The sequence below is a fragment of the Stenotrophomonas sp. 22DLJC03 genome, from assembly GCF_056861405.1.
This window is the reverse complement of the sequence record NZ_JBSPUG010000003.1, coordinates 912,982-931,213: the sequence shown is the minus strand read 5'-3', so window position 1 is coordinate 931,213 and position 18,232 is coordinate 912,982. Positions and strand designations below refer to the sequence as shown.

12 protein-coding genes are annotated in these 18,232 nt (G+C 65.2%); 3 read left to right on the top strand and 9 right to left on the bottom strand.

The annotated features are described in order from the left end of the window. Positions 1-189 precede the first annotated feature (189 nt). Positions 190-2,613 (top strand): penicillin-binding protein 1A, encoded by a 2,424-nt coding sequence (locus AC13GA_RS14905; RefSeq protein WP_046984288.1) that lies wholly within the window; start codon positions 190-192, stop codon positions 2,611-2,613. Between the two features lie 245 nt (positions 2,614-2,858). Continuing rightward, the gene (locus tag AC13GA_RS14900; RefSeq protein ID WP_046984289.1) at positions 2,859-3,503 is read left to right on the top strand and encodes a hypothetical protein; all 645 of its coding nucleotides are present in this window, start codon (positions 2,859-2,861) and stop codon (positions 3,501-3,503) included. Between the two features lie 144 nt (positions 3,504-3,647). Here the strand turns inward: AC13GA_RS14900 and AC13GA_RS14895 are convergent, their stop codons facing one another. The 8 genes from AC13GA_RS14895 to AC13GA_RS14860 all read right to left on the bottom strand — a co-directional run bounded on the left by AC13GA_RS14895 (position 3,648) and on the right by AC13GA_RS14860 (position 15,989). Continuing rightward, positions 3,648-4,397: a hypothetical protein gene (locus tag AC13GA_RS14895; RefSeq protein WP_049444611.1), complete on the bottom strand. Its 750-nt coding sequence runs from the start codon at positions 4,395-4,397 to the stop codon at positions 3,648-3,650. 69 nt (positions 4,398-4,466) lie between these two features. Further along, the gene (locus AC13GA_RS14890; protein WP_482998432.1) at positions 4,467-9,275 is read right to left on the bottom strand and encodes an ESPR-type extended signal peptide-containing protein; all 4,809 of its coding nucleotides are present in this window, start codon (positions 9,273-9,275) and stop codon (positions 4,467-4,469) included. A gap of 67 nt (positions 9,276-9,342) precedes the next feature. Continuing rightward, the gene (locus AC13GA_RS14885; RefSeq protein ID WP_482998431.1) at positions 9,343-10,041 is read right to left on the bottom strand and encodes a pilus assembly protein; all 699 of its coding nucleotides are present in this window, start codon (positions 10,039-10,041) and stop codon (positions 9,343-9,345) included. A gap of 19 nt (positions 10,042-10,060) precedes the next feature. Beyond that, complete coding sequence (locus AC13GA_RS14880) at positions 10,061-10,969, bottom strand: CblD like pilus biogenesis initiator family protein (protein ID WP_482998459.1); 909 nt, start codon at positions 10,967-10,969, stop codon at positions 10,061-10,063. A 221-nt stretch (positions 10,970-11,190) separates the two neighbouring features. Further along, positions 11,191-13,914, bottom strand: coding sequence for a TcfC E-set like domain-containing protein (locus AC13GA_RS14875; protein ID WP_482998430.1), 2,724 nt, complete (start codon positions 13,912-13,914; stop codon positions 11,191-11,193). Positions 13,915-13,963: 49 nt separating this feature from the next. Beyond that, positions 13,964-14,470, bottom strand: a complete 507-nt coding sequence (locus AC13GA_RS14870) for a CS1 type fimbrial major subunit (RefSeq protein WP_107380324.1) — start codon at positions 14,468-14,470, stop codon at positions 13,964-13,966. Positions 14,471-14,746: 276 nt separating this feature from the next. After that, a complete protein-coding gene (locus tag AC13GA_RS14865; protein WP_482998429.1) occupies positions 14,747-15,112 on the bottom strand; it encodes a NirD/YgiW/YdeI family stress tolerance protein in 366 nt (121 codons plus the stop codon). Positions 15,113-15,221: 109 nt separating this feature from the next. After that, complete coding sequence (locus tag AC13GA_RS14860; protein ID WP_482998428.1) at positions 15,222-15,989, bottom strand: alpha/beta fold hydrolase; 768 nt, start codon at positions 15,987-15,989, stop codon at positions 15,222-15,224. A gap of 93 nt (positions 15,990-16,082) precedes the next feature. On the opposite strand from AC13GA_RS14860, the gene AC13GA_RS14855 reads away from it, so the two are divergent. Further along, complete coding sequence (locus tag AC13GA_RS14855) at positions 16,083-16,856, top strand: AraC family transcriptional regulator (RefSeq protein WP_482998427.1); 774 nt, start codon at positions 16,083-16,085, stop codon at positions 16,854-16,856. Between the two features lie 237 nt (positions 16,857-17,093). On the opposite strand, the gene AC13GA_RS14850 is transcribed toward AC13GA_RS14855, so the two are convergent. Then, on the bottom strand, positions 17,094-18,194 hold the full coding sequence (locus AC13GA_RS14850) for a hypothetical protein (RefSeq protein ID WP_478432585.1): 1,101 nt from the start codon (positions 18,192-18,194) through the stop codon (positions 17,094-17,096). Between the last annotated feature and the right edge of the window lie 38 nt (positions 18,195-18,232).

Genomic DNA, 18,232 nt, shown 5'->3' with positions numbered 1-18,232 from the left:
GCAAGACCTGCGCCCGAGCATTAATAACGTATTCTTAGCAAATGGCAACGGCCCTGCTGTGAAGTCCCTCACGGATTCACCATGCAGCCCCTGACTGTTCCCTTTGCGCTCCCCGGCGACGACCCCAGCCGCCACCTTGCGTAATCTATACTCTGCGACCACGAAATTCGCAATCGGAATCTGAACCCGATGACTCGACTCCGCCGCTGGCTGCGCTGGATCTTCCTGATTGTCCTGGTCCTGGCGCTGATCGGCGCGGCCGCCGTAGGCGGTCTGTACTATGCCGTTTCCTCCAAGCTTCCCGACGTGCAGACCCTGCGCGACGTGGAAATGCAGGAGCCGATGTACGTCTACGCTGCCGACGGCAAGCTGATGGCGGTGTTCGGCGAGACCCGGCGCACCCCGATCACCATGAAGGATGTGCCCGAGCGCCTGAAGCAGGCGTTCCTGGCCACCGAGGATGCCCGCTTCTACGAGCATGGCGGCGTCGACTACATGGGCATCGGCCGTGCCGTATGGCTGCTGGCCACCACCAGCGACAAGCGCGTACCCGGTGGCTCCACCATCACCCAGCAGGTCGCCCGCCAGTTCTTCCTCAGCTCCGAGTACAGCTACACCCGCAAGCTGGCCGAGATCCTGCTGGCACGGAAGATCGAGTCGGAGCTGAGCAAGGACGAGATCTTCGAGCTGTACCTGAACAAGAGCTTCTTCGGCAACCGCGCCTACGGTGTGGCCGCCGCCGCCGAGTTCTACTACGGCAAGAAGCTCAACGAGCTGGACCTGGATGAAATGGCCTCGCTGGCCGGCATCCCCAAGTTCCCGTCTTCGGGCAACCCGATCTCCAACCCGGAACGTGCCCGCCAGCGCCGCGACAACTACGTGCTGCAGCGCATGGCCGACCTGAAGTTCGTCAGCCAGGCCGAGGCCGATGCGGCGAAGGCCGTGCCGATGCACGCCACCGCGCATGAGCCGCCGGTCCAGGTCGATGCCCCGTACGTGGCCGAGCTGGTGCGCCAGGAAATGATCGCCCGCTTCGGCGGCGATGTGGTCAACAAGGGTTACCACGTCACCACCACCATCGATGCGACCCTGCAGACCGCCGCCAACCAGTCGGTGCGCGACGGCCTGCTGCTGTACGACCACCGCCATGGCTGGCACGGCGTGGAGAAGCAGGTCCAGGTAGGCGCCAGCGAAGACGCCGCTGCCCTGGCCGAGCACCTGCGCGGCATGTTCGGCCAGGCCGGCCTGCTGCCGGCCATCGTTGCCAGCACCGGCGCCGATGGCAGCGCCACCGTGGTGCTGGCCAATCGCAGCGAGATCGTGCTGCCGGCCGGCGCCGCCAAGTGGGCCAACAAGAGCCCGGCCAAGCTGGTGCAGCGCGGCGACATCGTGCGCGTGCGCGCCGGTGCCAAGGAGGGCGAATGGCTGCTGGACCAGCTGCCGCGCGGCCAGTCCGCACTGGTTTCGCTGGATGCCCACAGCGGCGCGCTGAAAGCGCTGGTCGGTGGCTTCAGCTTCTCCGGCAACAAGTTCAACCGCGCCACCCAGGCCCGTCGCCAACCGGGTTCGAGCTTCAAGCCGTTCGTCTATGCGGCCGCCTTCGACAAGGGCTACAACCCGGCCTCGATCGTGCTCGACGCCCCGGTCGTGTTCCGCGACCGCCGCGGCAAGACCTGGGCCCCGCAGAACGACGGCGGCGGCTTCCGCGGCCCGATGCGCCTGCGCGAAGCGCTGGTGCAGTCACGCAACCTGGTTTCGGTGCGACTGCTCGATGGCATGGGCGTGGATTACGCGCGCAAGTACATCAGTGAATTTGGTTTTGCCGAGTCGGAGCTGCCGCCGAACCTGTCGATGTCGCTGGGTACCGCCTCGCTGACTCCGCTGTCGGTAGCCCGTGGCTATGCCGTGTTCGCCAACGGCGGCTCGCGCGTGGACACCTGGCTGATCGACCAGGTGAACGACCGCGACGGCAATCTGGTGTTCAAGGAAAACCCGGCAATGGCATGCCGCGACTGCGCCGGCAGCAGCGGCCAGCCGGTCAACCAGGTGGTGGACGGCTTCAACTTCGGCGCCCCGGCCCCGAAGGTGGACCCGGCCGCTGCGGCAAAGGCCGAAGCCAAGCCCGAAACCCCGGCCGCACCGGTCAACCCGGATGCACGCACCGCCCCGCGCGCGATCGACGCCCGCACCGCCTACCAGCTGGTGTCGATGATGCGCGACGTGGTCCAGCGCGGTACCGGTGCTCAGGCCAAGGTACTCGGCCGCGAGGACGTAGGCGGCAAGACCGGCTCCACCAACGACCACCGCGATGCCTGGTTCTCCGGCTTCGGCGGCCCGTACGTGACCACCGTGTGGGTGGGCCGCGACGACTTCCGCTCGCTGGGCTACCGCGAATACGGTGGCAAGGCCGCCCTGCCGATCTGGATCGACTACATGCGCACCGCGCTGAAGGACACCCCGATCGCGCAGAACGACCCGCCCAGCGGCATGGTGCAGGCCACCCTCAATGGCGCCACCGAGTGGGTGAAGGTGGAAGACATGGACCGCCTGACCGACTACGACCTGAACCTCAATACGCCGCAGGCCGACGCCGCCGCTTTCGATATCTTCTGAGGAAGGGGGCGATGGGTGCCAACCGTGGGTTGGCACCGATGCTGCTCTGGTAGCTGCCAACCTTGGTTGGCACCCCGTGCCGACCAAGGTCGGCACCTACCAGAGCGTTGGTGGATCAACGGCACGGTCTTGCCGGGTAGCGCCGGGCCATGCCCGGCGAGCGCAGCGGCGCCTCCGCGAAATACCCACGCAGATGTCACATCCGTGCGCTAGTCTGTAGCCAGGTCGCAACAGGGAGTCATCGCATGCATCGCGCCCGTCAGCATGCTGCCAGCCAGACCCGCGAGCGGCGCCACCGTCTCGCCCACGAAGCCGCGCGCCTGATGGCCGAAGGCGGCATCCGCGACTACCACCAGGCCAAGTTGAAGGCCGCCACCCGGCTCGGCATCCACGACGATGCCTCCCTGCCCCGGAACACCGAGATTGAAGACGCCCTGCGCGAGTACCAGCGGTTGTTCTCCGGGCCCCAGCATGGCAACGAACTGCAGCGCCGCCGCGAAGCCGCAATGCGCGCCCTGGAGTTCCTGCACGGCTTCGCCCCACGCCTGGTCGGCCCGGTACTGGATGGCACCGCCGACGCCAACAGCCCCGTGCAGCTGCACCTGCACAGTGACGACCCGGAAGCCGTGCATCGCTTCCTGGACGAACATGGCATCCCCGCCGAATCACGGACACGTCGTCTGCGCATGGACCGCGAACGCTGCCTGGACGTGCCGGTGTGGGTGTTCAGTGCCGAAGAGCTGACCTTCGACCTGGCCGTGCTGCCCTACGACGCCCTGCGCCAAGCGCCGCTGTCGCCGGTGGATGAGAAGCCGATGCGGCGCGCGTCCGTGGCGCAGTTGCGGCAGGTGCTGGCCGAGGCGGAGATCACCGCGTATATCGGCGGGTGACGGTAGCGCCAGTCTTGGTGGGTGCGGACTGTTGGTCCGCACTGCATTTCAGACTTCCGGATATCTGACTGAAGAGCAGCCGAGCGTGGGCTCGGCTCTACAGGGCGCGTGGCATCCGCGGGCGCCACCTAGCATGGCAGTGCTCTACAGTGGCATGCCATTACCGGTCGTCGGCTCCGGGCCAATCAACCACTCCGGCAACCACGGTGCGGGTGCGCGCTTGGGGTACTCCGCCATCATCCGCGCGTGCATGGTCTGCAGATCGTTCAACAGCCATACCTGGTGAAAGATGTCACTGAACGAATCCGACCAGCCGCTCTTCACCCGTTGGCGATCGACGCTCGTGAGACCGGGCACCAGATCACGCGGGCCATCCAGAATGGGTTGCAACGCCCTGTTGATGCCCGCGTTCTCCGTCGCGGCCTCACGCAGCTGGCTGATGTGCGCCTGCACCCGTGTGCATTGATACGGCACGCAGCCCGCGGTCGCCTCGATGTAATCGGCGATATCCGCCAGCAGGTTCGCCTTCAGCCGCCATGCCACCTCGCCATCCAGCACTTGCCGCACCCGCATCGTACGCACCGTGCTGGCCCGGATCTCCTCCGGCGTGGAGAACGGCTTGCCGGGGGGAGTACCACCATGGCGCACCAGAACAATCCTGTGGATCGCCTCGTTGGTGATGCCCTCCACCCGTAGCGCAGCTACCTGCGGATGCATGCGCGGAAGCGGCACATTGGTGAACCGCCAGTAGTACCAGAGCAACGCCACTACCCCCAGGAAGCACAGCACGCTGGCAAGCATCCAGACGTCCAGATGCCGGGTGTGGTAGTAAAACCGTGCCCGCCAAACGTAGAACGTGCGGTAGCTGATGAATCGACTCACCCATCGGTACATTGCCATCTCCTCGGCAAGGACCCCGGCGCGGCGGGGCTCGTTACGCGCACCACGCCGGGGCGCCATGGCTTACCAGCCGATGCCCACACCCACGCCCATGCTGCGTTCACCGCTGTTGGTGAAGGCACCATTGAGGCTGAAGGTGGCTGAGCCCTTGTCGTTGAGTACGCGCTGGTAACCCACCGCCATGGCCGACTCGCCCTCGGCGTAGCCCACGCCCGCGCCAAGGCGGTTGTAGGTGGCCAGGCCAGCGGTGTTCATGGCCATGGCCGTCTGCGCGCTGCTCATCGCCGCCATGCGGTTGAAGCGCTTGTCCATCTTGTCCAGGCGGCGCTCGAAGTTGCTGATCGCACCGTCGGTGTACTCGTTGGCACGGGCCAGCATCTTTTCCAACTCGGCGGTATCAACCTGCGGCGTGGGCGCGGGCGAATCGTCCTTCTTCGACTTCGGCTGCGGTGCAGGCGAAGCGCCCTCGCCTGCCGAAGCGACCTGCGGCGAACCGCTGGCTTCCGGGCTTGGCATGATCTCTTCGGTCGGCGCTGCCGACGCCGTGGCCATTGCACGCGCCTGCGGCTGGCCGTCCACGCGCTGCTCCAGGCCATCGATGCGACCGTTGAGCTGCTGCTGCGCGGCATGCAACTGGCCACCGTTGACCGCCTCGCGGCTGCCGGCGGCGATCAAGCCGTTGGCGACGTTGGAGATGACCATGCCGTTGGCACCCGCCAGGGTGAGCTGGGCGGTGCCGTCGCTGCGGATGGACGGAGATTCCTGGAACACCGAGCGGAGCTGGGCTTCCACACGGTCGACACGGGAGCCAGTGGTGACTACGGCCGAGTCGAGCGTGGCGAGGGCTTCGTTGATGGTGTTCTGCTGCTGGCCCTGGACGTTGAAGCCGGGGATGGTGACGTTGCCGTTGGCGTCCATGTTGCCGCCGAGGGTGGACAGTGCGCCACGGAGCTGGCCGACGGTGGCGGCGTCGTTGGCGTTGCGGCCGTTGGCTACGTTGACGAGGCGGCGCTGGTATCTGCTATTTCCGAAGGATGCCGTGTCTGCCTCTGTGGCAACGGATCCCATGCCAATGGCGGCGGACCTGACCGCACCGACTTCTGTTCTAGTGACTGCGCCTAGCGCCACGCTATCAGAACCAGCCGTACGTGACCCTACACCGAGAGCGAATGCGCTATCTGCTCCCTGTTCGACCAAGGCCCCTCTCCCCAGAGCAACGGAATTCTTGCCCAAAGCAATCGCAAAAGCGCCAACGGCTGTTCCACCCTCACCTCCATCCTTAGGTGTGGCTTGCGCGGATTCACCAATCGCAACACCAAACGATCCAGCCTTGGCGTCCTCACTCAAATCGTCCCGACCGATTTTGAAGAATCGATGAGTCGATTCAACGCTCGCGATTCGCTGATTAGTCACATACAGCTGACTGCCGTTAACTGCATCAGTACTGAAGGCAGATGAGATATCCCCCGAATCAATCCCAGTCAATCGCGATCCAGCGAAATCAATCGGCCCTCCTCGTTCATCAAGTGCTTGCTGAAGAACATACCTCACGCCTTTATCTGACATGCCCTTCATACGCTCGATCTCATCTCCGTTCCTAGCGATTTCCTGCTTGGCTGCGTACAGCTGACTGCCAGTCACCGCATCACGACTACCCGCATCAATACGCCCATCGACGAGATTCGACAGAATCATGCCCTGCGCACCAGCCAGGTTCAGTTGGCCGATTCCATTTGCGCTCGTTGACGGCGACTGTTGGAATGTCGCGCGCAGCTGGCCTTCGACGCCATCTACGCGACTATCGGCCCTGAGCACTGCACCATCGAGAATAGCCATGGCGTCACCTACATTGCTCTGCGTACCACCCTGTACGTTGTAGACGGGCGCTATCACGCCACCTTGGCTGCTCAACCTCGCACCACCTCCTAAAGTGGAGAGGGATTCAGACAACTGGACGATGGCAACAGCTTCGGCATCGCCGAGTCCTCGAGAAACGCCGGTCAACCTTCGACGGATGCTGTCATTTCCAAAAGAAACGGTGTCAGGTTCTGATGCAATCGAGCCATAGCCAACTGCGACACTATTGTTTGCTCCCGCCTGCACCTGACTTTCCGCGCCCAGTGCTACCCCTCGGTTCGCGTTGACGGATGTGCCAACGCCCAATGCAAAGCCACCTTCTGCACTTCCAGCAACGTACGCTGCGCGACCTATGGCGATGGAGTTCTTTCCCACCGCGCGAGAAAATGCCCCTATCGCGACTCCACCTTCACCACCGACGGTTGCTTCAGCCGAATCACCGATTGCAACTGCCCCCACTCCTGCGGCCGATGCTCGTTGGCTGCCACCTATACCGATTGATACGAACTTTCCCACGCTCTCAAGCGCCAGGATTTTCTCGTTGGCCGCAAACAACTGCCCACCATTCACTGCATCGGTACTGGACGCAGAGCTGATATCCCCCGCTGCCACACCCCGCACCTTGCCGCCGTCCAGATCAATGGAGCCGTCAGCTGCGTAGCGGACCACACCCTCCAGATCGGGATCGAAGTTGTCGAACTCGGTACGCAGGGCATCCAGATCGCGCCGGTTGTCGGCGATACGCGTCTGGTGCCCAGAAATCTGCGAGGCATGACTGGTCAGCAGGGACTGATTTGCAGTGACTTTCTCGTCAACGGCAAACAGCTGCTTGCCCGTTACTGCATCCGTGCTGGTGTTGCTCAACGCGGCATCCGCCACGTTTACCAATTTGCGCTTCAGCGTCGCGTTGCCAACAGAGACCTGGCTGGTGCCGGTCGTCACGGACTTCTCGCCCAAGGCCACCGCATTGTCGTGCAATGCCTTCGCGTTTCCACCGAGGGCGACAGCATAGTGGGCCGTCACACTGGAAGCGCTGCCTACAGCGATTGCATTGGTGCCTACGGCATTGGCCGTGTTGCCCAGAGCGATTGCTGCCACGCCATTGCCCTTGGCAGCATTACCCATCGCCATGGCCAGGTTTCCGGTCGCGGTTGCTTTGTTCGCCTCGCTCACCTCAGCCGCTGTGGCAAGTAGATTGTTCGTGGCCCGGGCTCTGCGCAAGGCCTCTTGCGCAGCGGCTTGCGCTGCAGCCAGGTCCTGATTGGTGGCATGCAACTGGTTGCCGGTGATCGCGTCGGTACTGCCCGGCGCGATCACGCCATCGGCCAGGTACTGGATCTTTCGCCTGTTGGAGGAATTTCCGACCGAGATGGTATTGGCGCCTGCTGTTACCGAACCGGCCCCCAGGGCTACGGCATTGGCGTGCGTGGCACTGGCGCGATCTCCCAGAGCTACCGCACTGGCGCTGCCTGCCTTGGCGAGGTTCCCGACAGCAGTGGAATACGTTCCGCTGGCAGCCGACTCACGTCCCAGTGCGGTGGCCTGAGTGGCCGACGCCTGTGCAGAGAATCCAAACGCGCTGGCGTGGGTACCTTGCGCCTTGGCCTGTGTGCCCGCAGCGAATGCGCCGGTGCCACTGGCAACTGCCTTGTTGGCGTTGGACATGGCCGTGCCCACTGCTGTGATATAGCCACTGGACGTCGCTGTGCCCAGAGCATTTTCGGCGATGGTTTTGGCGGTCGTCGCGTTGGACGTCGCGGTCGCCACCAATGCGTTGGTAGCGTGCAACTGGTTGCCGGTGATCGCGTCGGTACTGCCCGCCGCAATCACGCCATCGGCCAGGTACTGGATCTTCCGCCTGTTGGAGGAACTTCCGACCGAGACGCTGTTGGCTCCAGAGGTGACCGAGTTGCTGCCGAGTGCAACCGAATTCCCATGCGTCGCGATTGCCCCGCGACCAAGGGCCACCGTACCGTTGGTGCTTGTCTTGGCCTGATAGCCGATGGCAACCCCATCATGCGTGGAACTGGCACTGCCGCCCAAGGCGACGGCACCCGTCCAGCCGCTGCTGCCAGCGAAGGCACCTGCGCCAATGGCAATACGCGCTACTCCGGACCCGGGTGCCGTGCGCGCGCCGCCGCCCAATGCGAGTGTATCTTCACCGTCAGCCGTTGCCTCAACGCCTATCGCAAGCGCACGGCTGCCGATTGCCTTGGCGGCATTGGCACTGGATGGCGCAGTCCCCGTCGCCAGCAACGTCTGACTCTGGCGTACGCTGGCCAGCGCCTGCTGCGTAGCATGCAACTGCCTGCCGGTCACGACCTCGCTGCTGTTTGCGTCGACCGCACCATCGGCGACATAGACAATCTTGCGTCGCGTTCCGCCATTTCCGACCGATACCTGATTGTCACCATAGTCATTGGAATCCGCCCCAAGCACGATGGAATTGCGCCCGGCCGCGAGCGCGCCGCTCCCTAGCGCAATCGCGTTGTAGCCGTAGGATTTTGCATCGTTACCCACCGCGACGCTGCCAATCTCCCAGGCAACGGCCTGATGCCCCAGCGCAGTCGCATGTTGCCCGTTGGCATTGGCTTGGTAGCCAAGTGCCACGCCGTAGTTGTTGGAGTGTGCCCATACGCCGACCGCGACTGCCCTGTTGAGAGCACCAGCATACGAACCGAGCTGGACGAAGTCGCTGTAGGCCAGCGGAAGCGCGTTCGCGCGGGAGAACGCTCGCCCGCTGGGAGCGGTGGCGGCATCCTCGTGCACAAGCATGGCGCTTGCGTTGAACGGGCCAAAGGCAGCGTACAGGGCGTCTTCCATCCACTCATCAGCGCCTGTTTCGAGATGGCCCGCTGTGGCTGCCATGACCGATGCCGGCAGCATGGCCAGCACCAGCGCCAGTCCGGGACCACGCGATGTGTGCCTGCGCGTGCCGCGCGCTGCCACCAGTTCGCTTGCAACCACCCAGCATTGGCGGGCGGCGGACCAGAGCCGTCGATAGATCTTGTTCATGGGATTCTCCTTAACAAACGGAACAGAAGGAACCGCTGTGGCACCAAGCCACAGCGGCGAGATGCACTCAGAGCGCGACGTTGTGCACGTGCTCGCGATAGCCATCGCGGGTCAGCCGGTAGCGCAGCTGCAGCGTGTGGCCCGGCTGCAGGGCAAATGGCAGTTCCAGCGCGCTGCCGGGATACAGGCTGCGCGAGACGTCATGTGCGGTGCAGCGCGCGCCATCGCAGTCAGCGATGCTGGTGATGCCCACGCGTACCGTGCCGGTGTTGCGCAGTTGGCTTCCCTCCACCTGCACGTCCATCGTCGATTGCGCGGGCAGCACATTGACCAGCGCGCCCCATACCAGGCTGACGCCGACATTGGCCTGGGCCTTCTCACCCTCGCCTGCCGGGTCTGCACGTTCGGGGCCGCGCACACCCTCGAAGTACACGCGGTATGCCGTTTCCTTTTCGACCGGCTGCAGCGGAATCACACGGATCAGCCGGTTGCCGCCACCGGCGAGGGCGAACTTTCCCGGCGTGATGGCGATGGCGGCCTCATTCGGCTCCACCTCAACCTCCTGTTCACCTGCCCCCGCCGGGTCGACGATGCGCTTGATCGATGCCTGCACGTACTGCGGCTGGGTGGACTGCGAGTAGATGCGTATCTGCGCGCCCGTCTTCGCGTCCACCGAGGTACGCATGGGATGCACGGTGAGATTGGCATGGGCAGGCAACGCCATCAGCAGCGACAGCGGCAGCAGGCAGCGGACTAGGGGTTTCATCGGGTACTCCATGTGGGGTTCAGGGCGTGACGGTGGGAACACGCAGTTCCACCTTGAGATCGCCGCTGTAGTAGCCGGGGCGCTTGGTGCTGACCGGCACGCGCGGTGTTTCCAGCGTCAATGGCGTAGGCACGCAGAACACCGGCTGCGTCATGCCGGGCAGCAGCACCAGCCGCAGCCGTGCGGTATCGATGCCGTGCAGCAACTGCTCCACACCATTGCGCATGGGCAACGCGCTACCGTTGTGATCCAGGGTGACGGTGTAGTCCACGCGCTGGGTGGCATCGCTGCCGCCATCGACGTGCCATACCGAGTAGCCCGAGGGCCCGGGAGGTTGCGCGCCGCTGTCACGCACGGTGACGCCGAGGTAGCTGCTCTGCGAGCCAAGTCCGTCGTACAGGCACATGTCGAGCTGGGTACGCCCGCCGATGGTCTGCGCGATCGGGTCGTACTGCAGGTTCAGGCCAACGTGAGGGTTGACCTGGTCGAAAAGCGGGAAGTAGATGGAGACCGCGTTGTGATCGGTGATGGTGAAGTCGAAGGAGAACGAGTAGTCCGCAAGGTGCTGGTGGGGCGGCATTCGTAGCGTCAGGTCCAATACGGCCGACCAGTGACCCGCTACAAGCTGGCTCAACTGACCGGAAGTCAGCTTCATCTCGACGGATGTGCCCACGCGATCAATACCCGCGCACGAGCCTGTGGTGGAAGACCAGACTGGCCGGAGCGGCCCGGACCAGTAGTCAAAGCTGCAGGCGAACGTAGCGTCGATACGACGGATGGCAGCGGTGACTTCCACATCCACCTCCATACCGCTGCGACTTTCCGTGAACCTCAGTGGGATTGTGCTAACGGCCCCTCTACTATCCTCCAAGGTGTCATTAGTCGGGCACTTTCCGCGTTCCGAGCTGGAGTTCGAGCTGCACGTCATGAACATATGACCGTAGCCCAGCGTGCCCTGCTCCTCGTATCCAAATACAGTTTTGGATGGCCACAACTCGATATCTCCCGGCATCGCAGAGCGATCCCAACTCATCACGATGTCCCGGTGCTCGCTCGACGGATGCGTCTCCGGCGGCTGTTGCGCCATCGCCCGCGGCACCAACAGCACCAGCCCACACAACACCGCCATCACCCACCACAACCGACGGCTCACTTCGCACCTCCCGCTGCTGCGGTCTGTGGCGTGGCGGCGATCAGCGCCTGCTCCTGCAGCAACCGCGTCACCCGCGCCTGGTGGCGGATGTCGGCCGGCAGCTGGGCCACGGCCAGCGGCTCGCACTGCACGGCGCCTACCAGCATCACCACGCTGCGGCGCTCGCGCACCTGCAGCGGGCAGTGCAGCAACCGGTCGTCCTGCAGCAGGTACAGGGTCTTCTCGCGTCGTGGGAAGTCGGCCACGAAACCTCCATTGCTGCCGGTGCCGGGCACCGGCGCGTTGAGAATGCGGGCACCGCGCAGCGGTGCGCCGGCGATGTCCTGGGCGTTGCCGATGAAGGTGTAGGTCACTTCAATCGGCACCGGCATGCGTACCAGCCGGCCCGGTGGCAGGAACAACGGACGCGCGCCGCCCACACCGCTCACGCGCACGGCGGCGATGCTGTCCAGGGCGCTGGCGTCCTGCACTTCAGCGCGGTGCGACTGGTAGGCGGAAATCGGCAGCAGCCGGCGCTCGCCCAGCTTCAGTCGCTGCCGGCGCAGCCCGCCCACCTGCAGCTCGGCGGCAACGCCGCTCAGGTCCAGGTCGTCGGTGTCATCCACCTGCACCGCCAGCCCCGCGTCGGCGCCAACGCCAGCGCCCCAGTACACGCCGCGCTTGCCGATGGCCAGGCCGGAACTGTGCGTGGCGCTGTACGCCACTTCGTTGCCACCCTGGTGCTGGTAGCGCGACACCGTGGCACCGGTCTGGCCGATACGGTTCAGCAGCTGGGTACTCAGCGTGGCGCTGTAGCGCTCGTTGTTGTTGCCGCGCAGTTCGCCCGATACCTCGCGGTACTGATCCTCGTATTCCTGGCGCAGCGTCTGCCCGGCGCTGTAGTTGATGTCCGGGCGCGCATGCTGTGGTTGCCGCACGTCCACGCCATAGCGTCGCTGCGAACTGCCCCGGTCATCGTGCTGCAGGCGGTTGAGGCTGAAATTGAGGTAGATGCCGCGGTCACGGCCGTCGCGCAGTCCACCGCCGCTGGTCTGCTGCCACACGCCGATGCGGCTGGAGACACTGAACTCGCCCCAGCGCTGGCTGCGGCTGTAGCTGGCCTGCCAGGTGCGGCTGAGCTGCGGTATGCGCGTGGGCTGTGGCATCCACGGCGGCAGCAGCGGGTCAAGTCCGGCCAGCGGATCATCATCCAGCCCCGGCCGCACGGTGCCTGCACGCCAGGTCTGGCGGCGCGTATAGGCCACGTAGGCGTTGCCGCCGGCCACCGGCAGCGCCATCGAGGCGCTGAGCGAATCGGCGCAGCCGAGCCGGTCGCGCGCGTCATCCTCGAACTGGCAGGCACGGCCGCGCATGCGCTGGTGGTACACATTCCACGAAGCGCGGCGACGGTAGGAAACCTGATGCTGCTGGCCACGGCTGCCATCGCTGCCGTGCATGCCACTGAAGGTGGCGCGGACTTCCTGGGTGGCAAACACATGGCGCAGGTCCACCCGCAGTTCGCCGTAGCTGAAACCGCCCAGATCGGCGATGCCAGCGGTCATGGCCACGTTGCGCCCCATCGGCACGCGCAGGCCGCCCATGGCCGCCAGTTCGTCGTCGAAGCGGTCGCTGCGGCGCTCGTTGCGGCGGCCCCCCTGCAGGAACCACTGCACGCTGCTGTCGGTCCAGTCACCGCCCTTGTCGAACGGCGCGTCCTCGTTGCGTACCAGCACGCCGTCTTCGTAGATGCGCAGGCTGACGGTGTAGTTGCCCATGGGGAACCGGCGCGTATCGAGCTGGTTGATGCCTGCCTGCAGGTAGAAGGTCTGCAACAGGCGCTCGCCATCGAACGCATCCACACGCGCATCGCGCGCCAGCAGCACGGTGAGCGGCGCGGCCTGCACGGCGGCGGCGGAGTCCACGTAGGCCTGCGTGGTGCCCAGCCGCAGGCCCTGGAAGCGATCCATCGGCAGCATGCTGAAACTGAAGGTGCCGCCCTGCGGGCTGCTCAGGTTGCGGCGGTCCATGCGCCCGGCCTGCAGGTAGTGCTGCTGGCCCAGGTCATGGCGGTAGTAGGCGTTGTCGAGCTGGAAACGGCGGCTGGCAAGACCGCCGCGGTAGTGCTGCTGGCTGAAGGTCCAGTCGGCGGACAGGTGTCCGCGCTGGAACACGCCCAGTGCACCCATGCCCTGCGCGGCCAGCGCCTGGTAGCCCCGGCCACCGCTGACATTGAAGGTGTGCTGGTGCAGGAAGGCGTTCTCGGCATTGGCGCTGACCTGGTGGTAGCGCTCGGCGGCCGGCTCGCCGGGGATCCATTGGCGGGCGACAAACAGGCGCACTGCGCCCTCGCCTTCGTCATACAGCGCGCACACGGCAGTGGGCTCCTGGGGAGGATCGATGTACCCGCAACCGGCACTGGCACCACCGTAACGGCACGCCAGATGACTGTTGCGCGGCAGCGGCTGCGACAACGCCGGCAGCAGCGCGGCCTGCGCTTCGGCGGACAGCTGCAAGGCCTGCAGCGCCTCGGCCGGGGTTTCCAGCTGCACGTGTTCCAGGGTCACGCGCACCGGCACCAGCCCGGTCGAACGACCGAACAGACGGATCTCCAGGTGTTCGGTCTGGCCTTCGACCAGATCCTCGAAACCGGCGGGAACGCCGCGCGCCGCGACCAGGGGTGTGGCCAGCGACAGGGCGAGCGCGACCGCCAGCCGGGTGACGGCGGGTGCGGGAGCATTCATGGGGATTACCGGAAGCAGCCGGCCCGGCAAGCGGGCCGGCGCGGGTGCCTTACGGGCTGGTGGTCTTCTGCTGCATGGCGATGGTGACGATGCCTTCGTAGCGGCCACCGCGGGTGATCGGCGCCGGGCTGGTCTGCGCGATGCGCAGCGCCATCGGGATCGACGCACCGGGCATGGCGCCATCAAACAGATCGGTTGCGGAGAAATCCTGCGCCGCCACGGTCAGCGCCCTGCCATTGAGGCTGACGGTCAGCGGCACCGGCGCGCCGCCACCATCGGTGTTGAGCAGCTGCGGGGTGCTGCCAACACGCACTTCGATGTCCTTGCTTTCATCGTTGGAGTAGATGCGCACCTGCTGCGACCAGGGCACCAGGCCGCTGACCGGGTTGTGGACCATGTTGACCACCGAATCCAGCGCAGTGCCATCGGCCTTGAGCAGGGCCAGGGTCGGATCGACGTCGGCCCAGACCTTGATGTCGGCATCGAATGCATTGGCGGACAGCGAAACGGTAGCCAGCGCTGCAGCGAGCGCGGCCTTCTTCAGGATGGAGTTCATGGTGTCTCTCTCGGACGGTGGGATATGAGGCCTCCAGTGCGGAGGCATCACCCGCCTGCGTGGGGGCGGGCGACGGAGAGAATGGTAGGTAGGCCTACCGCACGCTGACCATTCAAGGATTCCTAAATAACTGAACGTTAAGAAGAATCCTTGAATTCACTCAATGTTTAGGGGTTATGCAATCTTCCTCATACCGCGTTTGCAACAACCCTCATTGCGGGAGATGCCCTTCGTAGAAGTGCACAATGCTCGACGCACGCGCGCACTACCGTCGCCTCAACGCGTGCCGACGATCCGCACATGATCCACGTCGATGTCGGTGGGCTTGAAGCGGTGCGTATCCACTTCACCGTGCAGTTCCACCACGGTGGTCGCGCTGACGGCCTGGTGGCTGGGCAGATCCTTGTCGTCGATTTCCACATCGATCTCGCCGGTAGCGTCCTTGAAGCGGTAGCGCTCGTGGCCGATCTTGGCCACCAGCGTGCCCTGCAGCACCACCGGCTGATCGTCACGCTGGTCGCGCGCCTCGGCAACCGTGGTGACGGCACTGGTGGCGCCCGGGCCGGTGTACTGGGCGAAGGCGCCAGCGCTGGGCAGGCTCAAGGAGGTGGCGATGAGCGCAAGGGTGAGTCGTCGGTTCATGGGGGTCTCCATGCAGGGATATGTGCCCTCAGCTTCTATCGCCTCGAATGTGATGCCCATGCAATAGATCCGAAAAGATGTGAAAACGACATCCCGTGTCAGAAACCATTCATCCCGAACCCGACGCCTCTTTCAGGAACGATTCCATGGCCGCCACCAGGGCCAGCGGCGTCTCGTTCATCGGGTAATGCCCGGCATCCCGCAGGACCTCCATCGTGGCCTGCCGGTAGCGGCGCAGATAGGTGCGCTGCATCAGTGCGCGGTTGAAGGTGGGATCGTGCCCACCCACCAGCACCTTCAACCAATGATTGCCGACGATCTCATTGCTGAAATCGGTATCCGCCCATGCTGGAAGATAGGCGGCAAATGCTGCAGGTGAAGCATGTGCCGCCGAATACGCGGCCTTCCAGTCGAGCCATTGCGCCGGCAGCCGTCCGCCGGTACTGCGATCGATGATGGTCCGACGCACGCCTACGTCCCCGGCTGCCGTTTCAAGCAGGCTTCGCGTCGCGGCGTCGTAGACAATGCCGCCGCATGGCACCGGCGCAATGGCCACCATGCCGCGTACCCTTTCCGGCGCAAGCACGGCCATGCGTTCAATGGCCACGCCGCCCATCGAATGACCTGCCACGCTGAAGCGCTCGTGGCCCAGGGCGGTCATCAGATCCAATGCATCGGACGCAATCTCGCCGATGGTATAGGCCCCCCGTACATCGCGCATGCCGCCGTAGCCACGACAGTCCATGAAGATGTAGCTGAAGTCGTCGCGCGACAGCCATGGCTCGATGGGCTCGAACGCGTGCGCGTCGCCGAACCAGCCGTGCAGCACCAGGACAGCATGGGGTCCGTGTCCCACGCGATGGAAAGTATTGGTCATGTGGCTCCATTACAGCTGAGGGGAGCGTTGATGCTAGACAGCGCGGATCCGGCCCACCGTCGATGACGGGTCAATCGCTATAGAATCCGGGCCATGCGCAATTCGCTGCTTGAACCCTACGAAGACCTGCCACGCGATGTCGTGGTCACCTCGAACGACTACGCAGCCGAGTTCACGTTTCCCCGCCATGCCCATCGGCGCGGGCAGTTCGCGTTCGCTGCGCGCGGCACCATCAGTGTGGCCACGCCGCAGGGGCGGTGGCTGGTTCCCCCACGGCGCGCCTGCTGGGTGCCTGCAGGCCTGACGCATGAGATGACCATGCGCGGGCCAGTGACGATGCTCAACGCCTTTCTCTCCGCCGAGGTGGCCGACGCAGTGGCGCTGCCGCCGCACTGCCGGGTGTACGCGGTCTCTGCGCTATTGCAGCAGCTGCTGGAGGCGGCGGTGGACCTGCCCCCGCTGTACGACGAAGACGGGCGCGCAGGCAAACTGATGCAGCTGCTGGTGGCGGAAATCGCATCGATGCCGACACTTTCCCTGCATGCACCGCTGCCCGCCGATGCACGTCTCGCACGTGTCTGCCGCGCATTGCTCGACGTTCCTTCGCTGAGAGCCCGCCTCGATGACGTTGCTGCCGAAGCAGGCATGAGCCGGCGCACGTTCACGCGCCTGTTCCGCGCCAATACCGGGGTGGGTTTTGCCGAGTGGCGGCAGCAGGTGTGCCTGCTGGTGGCCATCGAGCGGCTGGGACAGGGCCAGGCGGTGACGCGTGTGGCATTGGACCTGGGCTATGCAAGCCCGAGCGCGTTTTCCGCTGCCTTCCGGCGTGTGCTGGGGTGTTCGCCGAGCCGGTACGCAGAGGCGTAGTACTGGGCCGGTGATTGGCTGTTGTGTGCGCTGCGCGCGTGGGTCGAGCGTGGCTCGACGCTGTAAATGTCCATGCGCAACTGGATGGCATCAGGCCGCCTCGCGGCGGCCTGATGGATCTCACTCAACGACACGACCTCAGAAGAAGATCGCGTACAGGATCAACAGCGGAATCGGCACGCCCAAGAACCAGAGCAGAAGCGTTTTCATGGCAGGTCTCCTTGCATCAGATGCGGGTTACAGGTCGCGGCGACGGCCGCCCCAGGTGGCGCTGAGGCTGGCGAAGAACGCGCCGATCAGCAGGGTGATGAACAGCCACAGCGCGGCATAGGCCGTTGCCTTGCGGGCATCGTCGGCAGCCTGCTTGGCGGTGGTCTTGGCCTTCTCCAGCGCAGCACGCATGCGGGTCTGCACGTCGGTCACACGGGCCTGCGCTTCGGCCGGGCTCATGCCCGTCTCGCGCGCGATCAGCTGCGACAGGTACTGGGTATCGGCCGGGTCCAGGCCATCCCCCTGCAGACTGTTGACGATGATGCGGTTCACTTCGGCACGGACTTCGCGGCGGTCGCCCATCGGGCCATTGCCCGGCATCGGTCGCGGCGGCGGCGGGGCCGTGCGGGCGTCACGTGGGCCAACGCTGGCGGCGGCCGGGGGCGGCGGCGGTGCGGCAGGGTCCATCGGGCTGGTACCCGGCGCTGCGCCCGCTGCCGGCGCAACCGGAGGTGCACCGGCAGCGTCCGGGCCCGCCGTGGTGGCACTGCGGAACAGCGAATCCACCCAGTAGTTGAGGTCGCTCTCCGGTGCGCCTGCAGCAGCGCTGCCAGCTCCGGCCACGGCAGCACCGGCAGTGGTGGCAGCGGCGCCTGCGGTCGCACCGGCAACCTTTGCGCCGGCGCCCAGCACGCCACCGATGACCGAGGTCAACAGGCCAGCAGTGAGCAGAGTCGCCACAGCCCAGGACACGAAGCCGTGCGCGGTGTCGCGGAAGTAGGTTTCATCGCCGTGCAGCTGCGTCCACTTGGTGCGCAGGCGACCGGCCAGATAACCACCCAGGCCGGAAGCGGCCAGCGCGGTGAAGGTCAGCCAGATGATGCTGGACCAGCCGAAGGTTTCCTTGCTGACGCCTTCGAACGACCACGGTGACACCGAGGACAGACCAAGGCCTACACCCAGGATGAGCAGGATGAGGGACAGTGCAGCGGCGGCAACGGCGCCGGCCAGGATCGCGCCCCAGGACACTGCGCTTTCGCTGGTGGGCGGCACGATGGGTGCGGTAACGACAGCGGCGACGTCGGGACCGAGCGGGCCGCGCTCGGGTGGATCGAATCGGGTACTCATGGGGTGGATGCTCCGTATCAGTGCTGCGGGTGCAGCTG

Excerpts from the sequence above, each read along its gene's own strand:
- AC13GA_RS14890 (WP_482998432.1), bottom strand. The coding sequence starts at position 9,275 with ATGAACAAGATCTATCGACGGCTCTGGTCCGCCGCCCGCCAATGCTGG.
- AC13GA_RS14880 (WP_482998459.1), bottom strand. The coding sequence starts at position 10,969 with ATGACGTGCAGCTCGAACTCCAGCTCGGAACGCGGAAAGTGCCCGACT.
- AC13GA_RS14850 (WP_478432585.1), bottom strand. The coding sequence starts at position 18,194 with ATGAGTACCCGATTCGATCCACCCGAGCGCGGCCCGCTCGGTCCCGAC.
- AC13GA_RS14865 (WP_482998429.1), bottom strand. The coding sequence starts at position 15,112 with ATGAACCGACGACTCACCCTTGCGCTCATCGCCACCTCCTTGAGCCTG.
- AC13GA_RS14875 (WP_482998430.1), bottom strand. The coding sequence starts at position 13,914 with ATGAATGCTCCCGCACCCGCCGTCACCCGGCTGGCGGTCGCGCTCGCC.
- AC13GA_RS14885 (WP_482998431.1), bottom strand. The coding sequence starts at position 10,041 with ATGAAACCCCTAGTCCGCTGCCTGCTGCCGCTGTCGCTGCTGATGGCG.
- AC13GA_RS14905 (WP_046984288.1), top strand. The coding sequence starts at position 190 with ATGACTCGACTCCGCCGCTGGCTGCGCTGGATCTTCCTGATTGTCCTG.
- AC13GA_RS14870 (WP_107380324.1), bottom strand. The coding sequence starts at position 14,470 with ATGAACTCCATCCTGAAGAAGGCCGCGCTCGCTGCAGCGCTGGCTACC.
- AC13GA_RS14855 (WP_482998427.1), top strand. The coding sequence starts at position 16,083 with ATGCGCAATTCGCTGCTTGAACCCTACGAAGACCTGCCACGCGATGTC.
- AC13GA_RS14895 (WP_049444611.1), bottom strand. The coding sequence starts at position 4,397 with ATGTACCGATGGGTGAGTCGATTCATCAGCTACCGCACGTTCTACGTT.
- AC13GA_RS14860 (WP_482998428.1), bottom strand. The coding sequence starts at position 15,989 with ATGACCAATACTTTCCATCGCGTGGGACACGGACCCCATGCTGTCCTG.
- AC13GA_RS14900 (WP_046984289.1), top strand. The coding sequence starts at position 2,859 with ATGCATCGCGCCCGTCAGCATGCTGCCAGCCAGACCCGCGAGCGGCGC.